Origin of the sequence: Campylobacter sp. BCW_6460 (assembly GCF_001762705.1) — a bacterium.
Taxonomy (GTDB): Bacteria; Campylobacterota; Campylobacteria; order Campylobacterales; family Campylobacteraceae; genus Campylobacter_D; species Campylobacter_D jejuni.
The window spans coordinates 81797-97452 of the sequence record NZ_MJXI01000002.1 but is presented as its reverse complement, the minus strand read 5'-3'; the positions used below and the strand labels follow the sequence as shown (position 1 = coordinate 97452).

Below are 15656 nucleotides of genomic sequence, written 5' to 3'. Positions count from 1 at the left end.
TTACAACTAGAAAATGTTTTTAAAATATTTTCTAATTCTTAAAGCAAAGAAGTTAAAAATTCTAAAATTTCTTTGCTCGCATTTGTTTCATCTTCTAAATATTCTTTTTCTAAAGTAGCACCATATTTCATTAAAAGTAAAATGGCTCCAAAATTATTATGAGTAATAGCATAAAATATAGGTTTATCTCCCATGCATTCTTTAGTAGCACTCATGCCATTTTTAAGATATTCTAAAACAAGATCATTATCGTGATTGCAAATTGCACTCACAAATCTTTTAGTAAAATGTGCTTTGATATCATTTTGAATTAATGTCATTTTTATCTCCTTTTGTTTTTATGGAGACAACATTAGCTTCGTTTAGCTGAATGTGTGCTGTTGTTTTTAAAATTAATCCGTATTAACCCATTCCATTACAACAGATAATAAGTGAGTATAATCACTACTTGTGGCTTCCTCTTTAAATTTGTTTATTTCCTCTTTGCTCACGCCTGCTTTTTTTAAAGCCGTAGCCACCCTTGCTAAAATACTAAAAGCATTACCATCTTCTCCTGCTAATTTTACATAAATATTAGGATATTTCATTTTTTACTCCTTAGAATTCACAAAAAGTGCTTTTTAGTTCGTATTTTTGTTTTTTATCATTGTATTTAACTACAAATTTTCTACCCACAAGATATCTTTCAAATAAAGGAACTTGTATGATAGTTTCATCTTCATTTGTTTCAAGTTTATTAGCGATTAAATAAGAATGAATACCCAAATTATAAAGTGTCATAAGTTCTAATATATTATCCCTTGCAAGATAATCATTTTCTTTTAAAAGCTTTTTATATAAAGCCTTAAATTCACTCTCTAAATCTTGTATGATTTTTTCTTTTAATTTACTCATTTTTATCTCCTTTTGTTTTTATGGAGACAACATTAGCTTCGTTTAGCTGAATGTGTGCTGTCATAGCTTTGAAAGTTCTCCAATTACAACTCCAATTAGCAAAAAATCTCCGTTTTTATAAAAAATATCTTTATACAAAGGATTTAAAGAATGCAAAATCACTCCATCAGCTTGTTTTAAAACTTGTTTTATGTATAAACCATCTCTAGTATTAATCACACAAATGCTTTTATGTTTAAAAGCCTTGTTTCTGTCTATTACACAAATGCTTCCATCTTTTATAATTGGCTCCATACTCTCTCCATAACAGGTGATAAACTCACATTCTTTGCTTCCAAAAAAGCTTAATAGTTTTTCATCTATGATAAGTTCAGAGCAATTTATTAAATCATTGATTCCACCACCACCCAAACTAGCATTAGTTTTATAAAGTTTTAGAATTTTATATTTATTCTCACACTCTAGCTGATTCTTAGGAGAACTTCCGTAAAAGAAATAATTTATGCTTATATTTCTTTCTTGCAAAAAATTGAGTATTTGTGGATAAGGAATGGAGTTTCTAAATTTCATAGAATTAAAAGTATCAGGATTAATACCTAATTCTTTGGCTATATCTTTTGTTTTTAAATTTCTTTTGCCTTCACTCGCAAGTATATCTTTTAATTTTTCAATCACTTCTTGCATTTGCATAAAAATTCCTTGATTTTAATTTCAAAGAATTTAAACATAAAATTTAAAAATACAATAAAAAGCTTTTAAAATGAAAGGTTGTAGTTTTTAGGTTAAAATTATAAATTTTAAATAAAAATACATTGTAAATTTTATATTTAGAAAAGTTAAAAAGTAAAACTTTTTATATTTATATAAAAATAATCAATGATCATATGGATATTTATTCTTCCATCTGGTCAATTTCTTTAAGTATTTTTAAAACCCTTGTACTCTCTTGATCTCTATCTATATACTCTTTATAAGCATTATATGACTGAACTATCAATTCATCATATGTCAATAGTCTAATTTTTTTTGCTTTTAATGCGTCTTGATCTTCTCTTTTTGAATCTGAATCTTCCCATGTTTTCGGTACTTTACCACATATAAAAATACATTCAATTATTTCATTTTCCTTATTAATTAATTTTAATTTATTTTTTAATGCTCTCTTATATTCTTCCAATTGGTGTATAATTTGTGGAAGTGTTATATTGACATTGGCTCTTTTAAGCTCGATGATAAGATGCTCTCCGGCTGTTTTTCTATAGTGGATATCTATTCTTCCTTTTTTGACTTCATCTGTTTCTTTATCTGCTACAAGCCGAATCACTTCTTCCATTTGTGCACTCTCTGTACCTCGTTCCCATGATGGATCAAGCAACCATAAGTTATCAAATATATGTTCTTGCAAAATTCTCTCTTTTTCATTTTTTTGCATTTTTTCTTTTAAAGATTGTATAATTTTTAATCTTTCAGTAGTGATTGTATAATAAATCCCTGCTTCAATATCTTTATAATGGTCAAAAATTTCTAAAAATTTTTCTAAATTATCATCACTTATTTCATTTAATGAGTCTAGAGCATTTCGTATTTTCATATTTTCAAATGCTAATACTCCTTGTTTTATAAGGGTTATTTTATCTTTTTCTTCTTTGGCAATTTGATTGATCTTTCCAAATAATTTATCTGCTTGTTTTTTTAAATTTCTATCTAAGTTATCATACCATTTTTTAATAGGTTTGTACTTCTGTGCTTCTTTTACACCCATTTCCTCTTTAAATTTTTGTCGTTGATTGCTTATAATACCAAGTTGTTTCCTTAAAAAATCCTTTAAAATAATATATCTTGGATCATCTTCTTTAAGCTTTTGCCTATTGGATGTAGCTATATCTTCAAGGCAATCATCATCTAAAAAATCTGCACTGACTTCTCCTATTAAAAATTTTGTATACAATCCACCAATTCTAAATTCTGCTAATATATCTTCTTGAGCAAGCTTTCCTCTAACAAGAATAGAAATCTTATTTAAATTTTCACCCCCATCCTCTTCTTGCAATAATCCAGAATCTTCAGCGTTACCTATCCAACCACTAATTGAGTAGCTATCGCCTATATTATTTTGAAGTAATGTAGATTGTGTATTTTCTTTGCATAAATCCAAAAATTTTTTACTACTTTCTCCAAAATACCAAATATAATCTAATTTTTTAAAATAGTTTCTTTCCTCTATTCCAATTTCTTTCCCATTTACAATTACCTTAAAATTTGAATTATCTATAACTGAAAATCGTCTTGCTAAATTCATTCTAATATTATTATATTTAATTCGATCTCTTTTTAAATTTTCTAAAACTATAACAGTTCCTTGGCATTCTATTTGTATTGGTAAACTATTGCTATCTAGCGGAGTTGGCTCATATATCTCTTCTTCATTAATTGCTTTTTTAATATCCTCAATATCCATAATAAATGCATTAGTTGTTTCATTTTTTTTCTTACTGATAACAGTAATTTTATTTGCAATTGAAAATAAAGATAGTTTTCCTATTCCTTTTCTACCCATAACTTTTCTACCGCTTGGAGTTTCCGTAAAATTATCATCTCTTTTCTTATATCCAACATTTAAAAATTTTTCATTAATATCGTCTTTATTCATACCAAAGCCATTATCTATAATCTCTATCTTATCAGTATCATAAATATTCATTTTAACTTCTGTTGCATCTGCATCCCAAGAATTTGCAACTATTTCAGATAAAACAGCTGGTAAATTGCTGTATAAATTAATCCCTAAATGTTCAATTATATTTAAACTAACTTTCATTCTATATTGCATAAAAATTCTCCAAATGCTTTTTAATACTCATTCCTATTATTTCCCCAAGTCTTGGAGGAACAGCATTTCCTATATGTCTTGAGATAACAGATGTTTTAATTCCGACTTCATTATCAATAAAATCATAATCTAAAGGAAATGTTTGCAATAAACTTGCTTCCCTTAAACTTATTGCGCGATTTTGTTCAGGATGTCCAAATCTACCATTTCCTAAACTCGTGCAAAAAGTAGTCATTGTAGGAGAAGGTTCTTCCCATTTCATTCTTCCATATACACTACCAAAATTTTTACCAGATTCTTTTTTATGGCATTTAAGTATTAAATGCTCAGGCCAATCTTTCCAACTACCTCCATTTTTAGGAGTGGCCTTAATTCTTTCCAAATTTAAACTTGATAAAGGTTTGGCTATATGTAGCGGATCTGTTTTAGATTGTTCTCCTGATTTAATTTTAGGTAGAAAACCAATTGCATCTCTTACTGTCTGATAGTTTTCTTTACAATGTGTTTTATTTATAATTTGTATTTCTTTAATTTTAGACCCCAATAAAACTAATCTTTTTCTATTTTGAGGCATACCATAATCTGGGCAAAATATAATTTTATAATCAATAAAATAACCATGTCTTTTTAAAGTATTAATAAAATTTTTAAATATCGGATATTTTTCTAAATTAGGTACATTTTCCATGCTAATAATTTCAGGTTTTATTTCAATTATTAATCTAAGAAATTCATTAAGTAAAGTCCATTTTTCATCATTTTCATTATTTTTGCCTTTAGTGTATTTAGAAAATGTTTGACATGGGGCACATCCTACTAGAATCTTATATTTTGTATTACCAAAATACTCTTGAATCTCATTTGAAGAAATATTTTTTATATTTTTTTCTATAAACTGTGCTTTAATATTTTTTTCATAAGCATATTTGCAAGTTCCATCCAAATCATATCCCGCTATTACTTCAAATCCAGCTTGTTTTAAACCACAGCTTAATCCACCAACACCGCAAAATAAATCAACTACTTTACTTTCTTTCATAAAAAAATACTTTATTCTTTTTAGAATTATATAATGAAATTATATATAACATACTTAAAAATTTTTCAACTTATTTAATTTAATAAAAAAGTTTTTAAGTTTTCTATGTAACTATCTTTCAAACCTTAAAGCTATAGATAGTTACATGCTATTTTTATATAAAAAGTGGTTAAAATATGATTATATAGTGTTTTATAGAGATAGTTACATGATTAAGAAAACATAAGAATACTTTAAGTAAAAATGTAACTATCCTATAGGGTTAAAACATTTTTGGGATATAAAAATTTAAAATCAAATATCGCCTTTAATTGCGTTTTAAACAATATTTAATTACTTTTTAGGGACAAAACAAACATTTTAGGATATTTGGGATTTTTTGCACTTTAAATTAGAAAAATAAAAAGTCATTTTTGCAAGCTTTAAAATCCTATTATTTGGGGGTTTTGCTAAAATTATTTAGGGATAGTTACATGTTCTTTTTAAAATACCCCTTACAAAATGGCAAAGTGCTAGAATATAAATTTTTAACCCATCTTAATGCACCAAAAGGCATGATGGAGATTGGAAAAACTCTTTATGTGGTAGATATCGATGTTTTGCGCGGTTTTGATCTTAAAACTAAAAAAGAAATTTTTAATTTACCTATTAAAGGTGCAATCTTTTTAAATGACATAGAAAAATTAGACGACAATACGCTTTTGGTTAGCGATACTGGCACAGGACTTATTTTAAAGGTTGATTTAAAAACTAAGCAATATGATGAATTATTAAAACTTGATTTAGTAAAATTTGGTGGTCCAAATGGGTTATATCTAGATAGAAAAAAACATAAGCTTTTTATAGCTGGTTATCATCCTGATGGTGTAAGTGGCGGTGTTGTAATGGCTTATGATTTAAATACAAAAGAACTCAGTATAATTAAAAATGAAAAAGAATCTTATGATGGAATAGTTCCTTATAAAGATGGTTTATTGGTAAGTTCTTGGGGAAATAATCTAAATGGATATATTTATAATTTAGATAATGTTAAATCTGTAAAACTTGAATTTCCTTTGATGAAAGGTCCTGCAGATATATTTATTGAAGGTAATATTTTATGGATTCCTAAGATGGCAGAAGGTAAAATATTCAAAGTAGAACTTAACAAATAAGGCTTTTATGGCTTCTTTTAAAAAGATATTTTGGATTAATGTTATTATTGTTATTATTGTAGCTTTTAATCTTAGAGCCCCAATTACTGCAGTGGGGCCTATTATTGATATTATTAAAGATAAGTATTATTTAAACTCAACCGTAGCGGGCATACTTACAAGTCTTCCTTTGATAGCTTTTGGAAGTATTTCTTTTATTGTGGGGTATTTTTCTCCTATTCGTGCTATTGTTTTTGGAATTTTTTTAATTTTTTTAGGCGAAATTATTCGTTCTTATTTTGGTGTATATGGCTTATTTTTAGGAATGTTAGCAATGGGCTGTGGTATAGCAATTGCAAATGTTTTACTTCCTAGTTTTATTAAAGAAAAATTTCCAAGAAAAATGGCAAGTATAATGGGAATTTATAGTCTTGTTTTGAGTATTTCTTCGATTATGGGTATTGCTTTAGCTATACCTTTGCTTAGTGTATTTGATTTAGCTAGAGCTATGTTTTTCTGGGCTATTTTTTCTTTTGTAGCTTTAGTAGTTTACTATCCTCAAGCTAAAAATGGTAGATTTTTTCGCATTAAGAAAAAAGCTTATAAAAAAATCAATCTTTTTACAAATTTAACAACTTGGAAAATTACTCTTTTTATGGGATTTCAAAGTTTTTTAGCTTATTCTTTGTTTTTTTGGTATGTTCAAATTGTTGTAGAAAAAGGATTTGATAAAGAATTTTCTACAAGTATGGTTTTATTTGCTCAACTTGTTGCAGCTCCAGTGTCTCTTTTTGGCCCTTTACTTTTAGGAAAATTAAGGCAAAATTTACATACTTTTTACATAGCTAGTTTGTGCAGTATGTATGTGATCGCTTTTGGTATGCTCTTTATTTTTGATAGCAAAATTTCTATTATCATCAGTGCTTTTATCATGGGTTTTCCATGGGGTGGAGTTTTTGGCATTGCGTTGCTTTTTATTGCACAAAAAAGCTCTAATGCTCAAATAGCAGCGAGACTTTCTGCTTTAGCTCAGGGTTTTGGGTATTTAATCGCAGCACAAGGACAATGGATTATAGGTTTTTTGCATGACAAATTTGAAAATTTTTCACTTGCTATTTTGATGTTGATTTTTGTAGGGATTTTGGTAAATATCTTTGGATATTTATCGTATAAAAGCCAAGTTATCAGATAGTGCTTTTTCTAGTAAAATATCCCCACCATTTTTTTGTGCTATATTTTGCAATCTTGTGGAAATATCTTCTAAGTTAAGTTTTAACATTGCTTTGAAAAAATCATCAAGATTGATCGAATCTTGCGTGAAAATTTGACATAAAGCTTGATCTTGTAAAAATTTAGCATTAAAGTATTGATGATTTTTAGCTGCATGAGGATAAGGTATGAAAATAGCAGGCAAGGTGTTAGCACAAAGTTCAAAAAGGGTGCTTGCACCTGCTCTTGATATAGCTAGATCTGCATTTTTCATTTTTTCTTCCAAATTTGAACTAAAGTCAAAAACATCAGCTTGGATATTTAAGCTTTGGTAGTGTTTTTTGCATTTTTCAAAATCATTTTTTCCACATTGATGGATGATTTTGATATTTTGTTCTTGAAGCTTTGGGGCGAGATTTAAAGCTAGTTCGTTTATAAAACTAGCTCCTTGTGATCCTCCTAGGAAAATAATATTTTTTAATTCTTTGCGAATCCTAGCATTATCAAAAAATTTATTTGCTACAGGATAAGGGCTGAATTCTTTTTCAAAGGCGCTAAAAAATTTCGTAGCGAAAGGTTTTAAAAGCATATTTAAAGAGCCACTTTTTGAATTTTGCTCATGTATAAAAAGAGGCAAATGTGAGAATAAAGCCGCAAAAGATGCAGGAGCTGCACTATATCCACCTACACTAAAAACGGCTTGGATGTGGTATTTTTTAAAAATTTCTCTACAATCTTTGGAGAGTTTTAAGGTGTGGAGTAAAGAACTGATTTTGCCAAATTTGCTTTGATTAACCACTCCTTTAGAGCTTAAAAAAAATTTTTCCTTAAAGCGTACTTCATTTTCAAACCAAGCTTTATCTTGACCATTTTGACTACCTATGTATACACATTCTATATTTTTTTTAATCGCACTTTCTAATAAGCAACGCACTATGGCTAAGTGCCCACCAGTTCCGCCACCTGTTAAAGCTATTGTCATAATTTAACCTTTTTTGAAATCATTAATACATATCCTATGCCTATGCAAATTGCCCACATTGAACTTCCTCCATAGCTTAAAAGTGGAACCGCTACACCTTTTAGTGGAGTAAGAGAAATAATACCAAAAGCATTCATAAAAAAGGAAAAAAGTAAAAGTAAGGCTATGCCTGAACAAAAAATAAAATCTTGTTTAGCTTCGCATCTTCCTGCAATTCTAAAAATTCTTAAAATCATCCAAAGATAAATATAGCAAATAACTCCAAGACCTAAGAGTCCTATTTCTTCAGTAATTCCTGAAAGAACAAAGTCAGTATGCACTTCACTTAAAAAGCCTAATTTAAAAGTTCCAAGTCCTAGGCCTTCACCAAACATTCCTCCATGGGCTATAGCATTTAAAGAGTGCGAAATCTGATAAGGTTCGCTGTTGCTACTTACTCTTAAAGCATTTGCTAGCCAATCAGGAAGCATAGGTAAAAAAGCATCTTGTATATTCCCCCACCAAGAAGCGATTCTTTGAATTCTTCTTTGGTTACTAAAAATTACCATTATACCTATCATCATAATGATTAAAGTTCCAAAAGCAAAAAGCCTTTTACTAGCTCCTGCAAAAAAAGCTAAAGCTAGAATCAAAAAGAAAGAAATTACGCTTTGTCCTAAATCGTTTTGAGTGATATAAATATATCCTATAACTATAGAAGCTAAGATACAATAAGGTAGAAGAATTAAAGCCTCGTGTCTGATAGCTTTTTTGCTATCATCAATACGCCTTGTATAGCTCCATGCTAAAAAATAAATCAATCCTATTTTAAAAAATTCCACAGGAGAGATAGAGAGTGGGCCTAAGCGTATCCAGCGTTTAGCTCCTCCGCTAGCTGTTGCTAATGCAGAAGGTAAAAATGGTAAAATGATAATAAAGATAAAAGAAATAATCAAAATAGCTAAAATAATTTTTTTAGAAAGTGCTTTATCAGGATCCAATCGAGAAATAAAAAACATTATAAGTATGCCACTAATTCCAAAAAAAAGCTGACGAATAAAAAAATGAAACTCGCTATAGTCAAGAAAAAGAACAGTAAAAGCTGTAAGAGAGTATGAAAATACTATTCCTATGGTGATTAAAATACAACTTAAATAAAATAATCTTTTATCAGCAACCATTATAATTATAACTTTTCTTTATTGGAATTAAAATTTTAAAAAGTTTTATTATAACTAAAATAAATTAAATTTTTTGCTAAGTTTTTGTAAGGAAAATTTGCTAAAATTAACAATAAAAATATAATAAAAAAGGCAAATTATGAATCAAATCCATAAAATTCTCATAGCAAATAGAGCTGAAATAGCTGTTAGAGTAATCCGTGCTTGTAGAGATTTACATATTAAAAGTGTTGCAGTTTTTACAGAACCTGATCGTGAATGTTTGCATGTAAAAATCGCAGATGAGGCTTATCGCATAGGAACGGATGCTATAAGAGGATATTTAGATGTTGCTCGTATTGTCGAGATTGCTAAGGCTTGTGGTGCTGATGCGATCCATCCTGGTTATGGATTTTTAAGTGAGAATTACGAATTTGCTAAGGCTTGTGAAGATGCTGGAATTATTTTTATAGGTCCAAAATCTGAAGTAATCCATAAGATGGGAAATAAAAATATCGCTCGTAAGTTAATGGCTAAAAATGGCATACCTATTGTTCCAGGGACTGAAAAATTAAATTCCTATAGCATGGAAGAAATTAAAATTTTTGCTGAGAAGATTGGTTATCCTGTTATTTTAAAAGCTTCAGGTGGTGGAGGTGGACGTGGAATTCGCGTTGTTCATAAAGAACAAGATCTTGAAAATGCTTTTGAATCTTGCAAAAGAGAAGCTTTAACATACTTTAATAATGATGAAGTATTTATGGAAAAATATGTAGTTAATCCTAGGCATATAGAATTTCAAATTTTAGGAGATAACTATGGAAATATTATCCATCTTTGTGAAAGGGATTGCTCTATCCAAAGAAGACATCAAAAGGTAATTGAGATAGCACCTTGCCCTGGAATTTCAGATAATCTTAGAAAAACCATGGGTGTTACAGCTGTGGCAGCTGCTAAGGCTGTAGGTTATACAAATGCTGGAACTATAGAGTTTTTGCTTGATGATTACAATCGCTTTTATTTTATGGAAATGAATACAAGAATTCAAGTTGAGCATCCAATTACTGAAGAAATTACAGGTATTGACCTTATTGTAAGACAAATTCGTATTGCAGCAGGAGAAATTTTGGACTTAGAACAAAGCGATATTAAACCTAGGGGTTTTGCTATTGAAGCTAGAATTACTGCTGAAAATGTATGGAAAAATTTTATTCCAAGTCCTGGAAAAATAGGAGAATACTACCCAGCTCTTGGACCATCTGTTAGGGTTGATAGTCATATTTATAAAGACTATACTGTGCCGCCTTATTATGATTCCATGCTTGCAAAGCTTATTATTAAAGCAACAAGTTATGATTTAGCGGTTAATAAACTTGAGCGTGCTTTGAAGGAATTTGTGATTGATGATATTAGAACAACGATACCATTTTTAATTGCCATTACAAAAACAAGAGAATTTAGAAGAGGGTATTTAGACACCTCTTTCATAGAAACACATATGCAAGAATTATTAGAAAAAACAGAAGATCGTCATCAAGAAAACAAAGAAGAAGTTATAGCTGCAATAGCTGCTACGCTTAAAAAAATACGAGAAAGTAGAGAATAATAGATGGATTTTTTAGACAGTCTTAAAAGTATTAAAAAAGAAATGCAAGCTAACGCCAATACTCCAAAATTAGCGAAGAAATCAAGCAAGAGTGGTGCAAGTGTAAAAAATTTAGAAAAACTAGCTAAAGATATTCGCGAAAAAAATCAAGAAACAAACATAGATAAGGAAATGCAAGAAATTTTCTTAAAGCAAGAAAAACTACAGGATGAATTTTCCGAATTTATCAAAAATGCAGATATTAAGAAAATTTAATGCTTGAGATTGGTTTTTGTACTCTTGAAGATCAGTGTCCTTACTTAAAAGATAAACGCTCAAGAATAGAGTATAAATACATTGAAAATTGCCCTAAAGAAATCAATAATGGGCTAATAAAACGAGGTTGGCGTCGTTTTGGTAGGTATTTTTCACGCCCTATTTGTAAAGATTGTGATGAATGTTTAAGTCTTAGAATTTTAGTTAATGAATATAATTTTTCAAAAAGTGAAAGAAGGGTTATAAATAAAAATATTAACACCAAAGTTATGCTTAGAACACCCAATTTAAGCAATGAACATTTGTTTTTATATGATAAATACCATCGTTTTATGGAAGAAAAAAAGAACTGGAAGCGTTATGATTTAAGCTTTAAGCAGTATTATAATCTTTATGTCGATGGTTTTATGAATTTTGGATATGAGCTTGCATTTTATATAGAAGATAAGCTCGTTTGTGTTGATTTGATTGATATTTTAGAGGATGGAATTTCAAGCATTTATTGTTTTTATGATCCTGATTTTTCGTATTTTTCTTTGGGTAAATTTTCTTTGCTCAATGAAATACAAATAGCTAAAAAAATGAACTTAGATTATATTTATCTTGGGTATTTTGTAAAAAAGTGTCAATCTTTATCTTATAAAGCCGATTATACACCCAATGAAATTTTAAAAGGCACTAAAGAGCTTTTTGAAAATGAGGTTTTATGGGAGAAATAGATGCAAATCGTGCAAACTTTAGAAACTATCAATGTTAATACAGATGATATTAGCGTATTTCAGTATTTTAAAGACTTGATTACCAAAAATTTCACAAAGGTCATAGGACGAAAAAATAAAATTTTTTCTTTTTTTGAAGAAAATGAAATTCCACAGCGTCGTTATTTCTTAAAAGTTTTAGATCAAAAATATCGCAAAAGTACAAATGAAGGTATAGAGAATTTACAAGATGCTCATTTTAAAACTTTTAGATTAAATTTTGAGCAAAATAATATGCTTAAGCCTATGTTGTTTATCAAGATTGATTTTGCTGCGGGTAGAATTTTGATGAAGTTAAGCTCTAATGAAAAATTATTTGTTACTTATATAAGAAATTATTTTCAAGATCATAATATAGAATACAATGAAATGACAAATATTCTAATTTTAGAATATAAAAACGAGAATACCCTTGAACTTTTTGAAGCTTTTGCGGATGAGAGCGAGCATTTAAAATATTGCGTGAATTTTGAAGTTGACCGCGAAGAGTATAAAAAATTTCGCCAAAATATTCACAATAAAGAAAATATGAAATGGAAATTTAATGCTTTAGCTAAGCTTTTTAGTAATTATTTTAATACTTTAGAATGTACTCCGCAAAATGATCTTAGTGAAATCAGACAAAAATATTTGATTTTGGTAAAACTTTATCATCCTGATTTTCATCAAGGAAAAAGTGCAATAGAAAAAGCTTACGCAAGAGAACAGTTTGAAAAAATACAAATCGCCTATGATAACTTAAAAGCACTTTATAAGAATAATACTTAAAAAAAATAAATTAATCATTTTGGTTAATTTAATTTTTCTCTCTCATAAATTTTTCTTAATTTGCTATCTAGTTTAAAACAAAATTTAAAAAGTGCAGGTACTACGAGTAAGGTAAGCAAAGTCGAACTTATAAGCCCAAAGATAATGGCTATTGCCATAGGAGAATTGGCTTCATAGCCCGCACCCCTTGAAAGAGCAAGTGGGAGCATAGCAAAAATCATAGCAAAAGTTGTCATCAATATAGCCCTTAAGCGTGATTTTCCAGCGATTAAAAGAGCTTTATCAGGATCTAAACCTTCATGACATTTTTTATTAGCCACATCTACGAGTAAAATAGCATTTTTCCCCACCATACCAAAAAGTAAGATGATGGCAATAAGCACAAAAAGTGAAAAATTATGCCCTGTGATAAAAAGCCCTATAGATGCTCCTCCAAAGGCTAAAGGCATAGTTATCATGATGATTAAAGGTAAAATAAAGCTTTCATAAAGTGCGGCTAAAACAAGATAAATTAAAACAAAAGCAAGTACTACTGCCATAGCAAAACCTTGCACGGTTTCACCTAAAAGATTGATAAAGCCTGAAAAAGCATAGCTAAGACTTGCATTATTATTTAAAATTTTATCCATATTATCTAGTAAAAGTTTTTGCACCGCTCCTAAGGAAAGATCATTTACTCCAGCTGTGATTTTTACAGAGCGGTTTTTATTGTAACGATTGATAGTTTTTAAATCCTTACTGTATATAAAATCCACCACGCTTGAAAGTTCTAAATTTACACCTTGGTTATTTTTAATGCTAATGCGTTTTAAAGCTTCTATGTCTTTTTTAAATTCTGGAGCAAAACTTAGGATAATATCATCTTTTGAATTGCCTCTATCCATACTTCCTACACTAAGTTGCGAGAAAGAATACCCTAAAACCCCAGCGATATATTGAGGATTGACATCTAAAAGTTTGGCTTTTTCTTTGTTGATGTGTAAGGCTACTTCATCTTTTGTAGCATTGGCATTATCGCTTATATCTACAATGCGTGCATTAGTGCCTAAAATTTCTTTTGCTCGAGAAGCTGCTTCTTTTAGAGTGTTTAAATCATCTCCTAAGATTAAAAACTGCACGGGATCATCAATGCCTGCACCCTCTATCTTTGGAAGTTCTAAAATTTTGATTTTTAAACTTTCATCTTGAAATTTTTGACGATATAAACTTACTATAGCACTTTGTCTTAAATTTCTTTCGTCTAAATTTTTAAGTTTAACATAAATTTTAGCCTTTGTAGCATCTTTGGCATCATCATAGCCTACAAGTAAAAAAGCGTATTTGACATTGCTATCATTTTTGATTTTTTCAAGCAAATTTAAACTTTTTTCTTTCATGGATTCTAAACTTAAATCCTTTTTGCTTTCAAGTAAAACTTGAATTTCGCTATCATCTTCCATAGGTAAAAAATCAAGCCCTATGCGAGTAGCTAAAGCAAAAGAAAGCCCTACAAAAACAAGAGTGGCTAGGATAAATTTTGCTTTATTTTGTAAAATTTTATAGAGTAAATTTTCATACTTTTGCTCTATTTTTTCAAAAAAAGCTTCTGTTTTTTCATAAAACTTGCTTTCTTTTGGATTTAAAAATCTTGCTCCAATACTAGGTATTAAAAATACAGAAACCAAAAAGCTTATCACTATCCCACTTGCAACGCTTATGCCTAAAGCATTGAAAAAAAGCCCTGGTATAGAGTTCATATAAGAAATAGGGATAAAAACACAAAGTAAAATTATACTGATGCTTAAAACGCTAAAACCTATTTCATTGATACCTAAAAAAGCAGCTTGTAAAGGCGGATAAGTTTTTAGTTTTTTAGCAATATTTTCAATCACTACTATAGCATCATCGATAAAAATTCCTATGCTTAAGGTTAAAGCTATGAAAGTTAAGCGGTTTAAATCATAGCCTAAAAGATCGATAATAAAAAAAGTTGAAATGATAGAAGTAGGTATAGCTATGCAAGCAATGAGAGTTGCACTTAAATTTCTTAAAAATAAAAATACAATTACAAGGGTTAGAAAAATCCCCAAAACCATATCAAAAATCACTTGAGAAAGATGCTTGTGGATATTTAAGCTTTTATCGTAAAGCACATTAATGCTTATATCTTTTGGAATTTGTTTTTCTAAAATAGGCAAGGCATTTTTGACATTTTTAATCATTTCAAGGGTGTTATAATTTGTGATTTTTCCGAGTTCTAAAAGCACCCCTTCTTTACCTTCGTATAAAGCACTTTGTTTTTCATCTTCATAAAGGCTTGAAATATTAGCAATATCGCTTAAAAATACTCCTGTTTTTATGCGAAGATTGCTAAGTTCTTCTAAATTTGTGGCTTCAAAATAGCCTTTGATGATATAGTTATCTTGATTGTTATTAAGTTCGCCTAGGGCTTGTTTAAAATTTTGACTTTTGATGATATTTGCTACATCAAGGGCGTTAAGATTGTATTTTCTAAGTTCATTTGGTTTTAATTCTATGCGAATTTGGGGTTCTAAAAAACCCTTAGCTTCGATTTTACCTACTCCTTCAACTCTTTGCAAAAAAGGTTTTATTTTATCATTGATTTCGCGCATGAGTTGTAATTTATCTTTAGAATATAAAAAAAGCGAAATAGCAGAACCAGAATCTGAGCTGATTTTTTCAATTTCAGGCTTAGAAGGTAGGCTTAAAGTTCCTATTTTATCACGCACATCATTAGCAGCTACTTCAAGATTTTTACCTAGTTTAAACTCGACTACACTCACACTAAAATTATCATACGCAGCTGAGGTTATGGTCTTTACTCCATCAATCTCACTTAGAGCATTTTCTATTTCTTTAGTGATTTTTGATTCTACGAAATTTAAATCCCCATTTACCTTGCTTGTAATCTTTATAAGAGGTATGGAAACATTAGGAAATAAATTTACACTCATGCTAAAAGCAGAGATTAGCCCAAAAATCATAAGAGCTAAGAAAAACATTAGCACGGTAATAGGTCGGTTTATAGCTAGTTTAAACATTT

14 protein-coding genes and 1 pseudogene are annotated in these 15656 nt (G+C 29.3%); 6 read left to right on the top strand and 9 right to left on the bottom strand.

Annotated features, from left to right (window positions below):
- Nucleotides 1-38: 38 nt before the first annotated feature.
- The 6 genes from AJ881_RS01095 to AJ881_RS01070 form a co-directional block, all read right to left on the bottom strand.
- Entirely contained in the window at nucleotides 39-320 is a 282-nt protein-coding gene (locus AJ881_RS01095; RefSeq protein ID WP_070282456.1) for a hypothetical protein, read from the bottom strand.
- Between the two features lie 72 nt (nucleotides 321-392).
- A complete protein-coding gene (locus tag AJ881_RS01090; RefSeq protein ID WP_070282457.1) occupies nucleotides 393-587 on the bottom strand; it encodes a hypothetical protein in 195 nt (64 codons plus the stop codon).
- A 10-nt stretch (nucleotides 588-597) separates the two neighbouring features.
- Nucleotides 598-894 carry a hypothetical protein gene (locus AJ881_RS01085; protein ID WP_070282458.1) on the bottom strand — a complete coding sequence of 99 codons (297 nt, stop codon included), beginning with the start codon at nucleotides 892-894 and terminating at the stop codon, nucleotides 598-600.
- Between the two features lie 60 nt (nucleotides 895-954).
- Nucleotides 955-1584 (bottom strand): S24 family peptidase, encoded by a 630-nt coding sequence (locus AJ881_RS01080; RefSeq protein WP_070282460.1) that lies wholly within the window; start codon nucleotides 1582-1584, stop codon nucleotides 955-957.
- A 202-nt stretch (nucleotides 1585-1786) separates the two neighbouring features.
- The gene (locus AJ881_RS01075) at nucleotides 1787-3712 is read right to left on the bottom strand and encodes an ATP-binding protein (RefSeq protein ID WP_186820732.1); all 1926 of its coding nucleotides are present in this window, start codon (nucleotides 3710-3712) and stop codon (nucleotides 1787-1789) included.
- A gap of 1 nt (nucleotide 3713) precedes the next feature.
- Complete coding sequence (locus tag AJ881_RS01070) at nucleotides 3714-4763, bottom strand: DNA cytosine methyltransferase (protein WP_070282464.1); 1050 nt, start codon at nucleotides 4761-4763, stop codon at nucleotides 3714-3716.
- A gap of 497 nt (nucleotides 4764-5260) precedes the next feature.
- Between AJ881_RS01070 and AJ881_RS01065 the strand changes: the two are divergent.
- Nucleotides 5261-5917 (top strand): annotated as a pseudogene (locus AJ881_RS01065) (YncE family protein); the annotation flags it as partial.
- 7 nt (nucleotides 5918-5924) lie between these two features.
- The gene (locus AJ881_RS01060) at nucleotides 5925-7088 is read left to right on the top strand and encodes an MFS transporter (RefSeq protein WP_070282466.1); all 1164 of its coding nucleotides are present in this window, start codon (nucleotides 5925-5927) and stop codon (nucleotides 7086-7088) included.
- Here AJ881_RS01060 and murG read toward each other — a convergent pair.
- Both murG and ftsW read right to left on the bottom strand, forming a co-directional pair.
- Nucleotides 7059-8087, bottom strand: a complete 1029-nt coding sequence (gene murG, locus AJ881_RS01055; protein WP_002861768.1) for an undecaprenyldiphospho-muramoylpentapeptide beta-N-acetylglucosaminyltransferase — start codon at nucleotides 8085-8087, stop codon at nucleotides 7059-7061. The genes AJ881_RS01060 and murG overlap by 30 nt on opposite strands.
- A complete protein-coding gene (gene ftsW / locus AJ881_RS01050) occupies nucleotides 8084-9247 on the bottom strand; it encodes a putative lipid II flippase FtsW (protein ID WP_002853553.1) in 1164 nt (387 codons plus the stop codon). Before ftsW ends, murG begins: the two co-directional genes overlap by 4 nt.
- 139 nt (nucleotides 9248-9386) lie before the next feature.
- Between ftsW and AJ881_RS01045 the strand changes: the two genes are divergently transcribed.
- Genes AJ881_RS01045 through AJ881_RS01030 form a run of 4 tightly spaced genes read left to right on the top strand, consistent with a single transcriptional unit; the run spans nucleotide 9387 to nucleotide 12613 of the window.
- Nucleotides 9387-10832 (top strand): acetyl-CoA carboxylase subunit A, encoded by a 1446-nt coding sequence (locus AJ881_RS01045; RefSeq protein WP_002856595.1) that lies wholly within the window; start codon nucleotides 9387-9389, stop codon nucleotides 10830-10832.
- 3 nt (nucleotides 10833-10835) lie between these two features.
- Nucleotides 10836-11087, top strand: a complete 252-nt coding sequence (locus tag AJ881_RS01040) for a hypothetical protein (RefSeq protein ID WP_002870577.1) — start codon at nucleotides 10836-10838, stop codon at nucleotides 11085-11087.
- Nucleotides 11087-11806, top strand: coding sequence for an arginyltransferase (locus tag AJ881_RS01035; RefSeq protein WP_002870578.1), 720 nt, complete (start codon nucleotides 11087-11089; stop codon nucleotides 11804-11806). The genes AJ881_RS01040 and AJ881_RS01035 overlap by 1 nt, the downstream gene beginning before the upstream one ends.
- Complete coding sequence (locus tag AJ881_RS01030) at nucleotides 11807-12613, top strand: adenylosuccinate lyase (protein ID WP_002861764.1); 807 nt, start codon at nucleotides 11807-11809, stop codon at nucleotides 12611-12613.
- A gap of 23 nt (nucleotides 12614-12636) precedes the next feature.
- Here AJ881_RS01030 and cmeF read toward each other — a convergent pair whose 3' ends face one another.
- The gene (cmeF, locus tag AJ881_RS01025; protein ID WP_070282468.1) at nucleotides 12637-15654 is read right to left on the bottom strand and encodes a multidrug efflux RND transporter permease subunit CmeF; all 3018 of its coding nucleotides are present in this window, start codon (nucleotides 15652-15654) and stop codon (nucleotides 12637-12639) included.
- Nucleotides 15655-15656: the final 2 nt, after the last annotated feature.

Bases quoted from the DNA above. Each gene is read 5' to 3' on its own strand.
- AJ881_RS01095 (WP_070282456.1), bottom strand. From the start codon at position 320: ATGACATTAATTCAAAATGATATCAAAGCACATTTTACTAAAAGATTT.
- AJ881_RS01090 (WP_070282457.1), bottom strand. From the start codon at position 587: ATGAAATATCCTAATATTTATGTAAAATTAGCAGGAGAAGATGGTAAT.
- AJ881_RS01085 (WP_070282458.1), bottom strand. From the start codon at position 894: ATGAGTAAATTAAAAGAAAAAATCATACAAGATTTAGAGAGTGAATTT.
- AJ881_RS01080 (WP_070282460.1), bottom strand. From the start codon at position 1,584: ATGCAAATGCAAGAAGTGATTGAAAAATTAAAAGATATACTTGCGAGT.
- AJ881_RS01075 (WP_186820732.1), bottom strand. From the start codon at position 3,712: ATGAAAGTTAGTTTAAATATAATTGAACATTTAGGGATTAATTTATAC.
- AJ881_RS01070 (WP_070282464.1), bottom strand. From the start codon at position 4,763: ATGAAAGAAAGTAAAGTAGTTGATTTATTTTGCGGTGTTGGTGGATTA.
- AJ881_RS01060 (WP_070282466.1), top strand. From the start codon at position 5,925: ATGGCTTCTTTTAAAAAGATATTTTGGATTAATGTTATTATTGTTATT.
- murG (WP_002861768.1), bottom strand. From the start codon at position 8,087: ATGACAATAGCTTTAACAGGTGGCGGAACTGGTGGGCACTTAGCCATA.
- ftsW (WP_002853553.1), bottom strand. From the start codon at position 9,247: ATGGTTGCTGATAAAAGATTATTTTATTTAAGTTGTATTTTAATCACC.
- AJ881_RS01045 (WP_002856595.1), top strand. From the start codon at position 9,387: ATGAATCAAATCCATAAAATTCTCATAGCAAATAGAGCTGAAATAGCT.
- AJ881_RS01040 (WP_002870577.1), top strand. From the start codon at position 10,836: ATGGATTTTTTAGACAGTCTTAAAAGTATTAAAAAAGAAATGCAAGCT.
- AJ881_RS01035 (WP_002870578.1), top strand. From the start codon at position 11,087: ATGCTTGAGATTGGTTTTTGTACTCTTGAAGATCAGTGTCCTTACTTA.
- AJ881_RS01030 (WP_002861764.1), top strand. From the start codon at position 11,807: ATGCAAATCGTGCAAACTTTAGAAACTATCAATGTTAATACAGATGAT.
- cmeF (WP_070282468.1), bottom strand. From the start codon at position 15,654: ATGTTTAAACTAGCTATAAACCGACCTATTACCGTGCTAATGTTTTTC.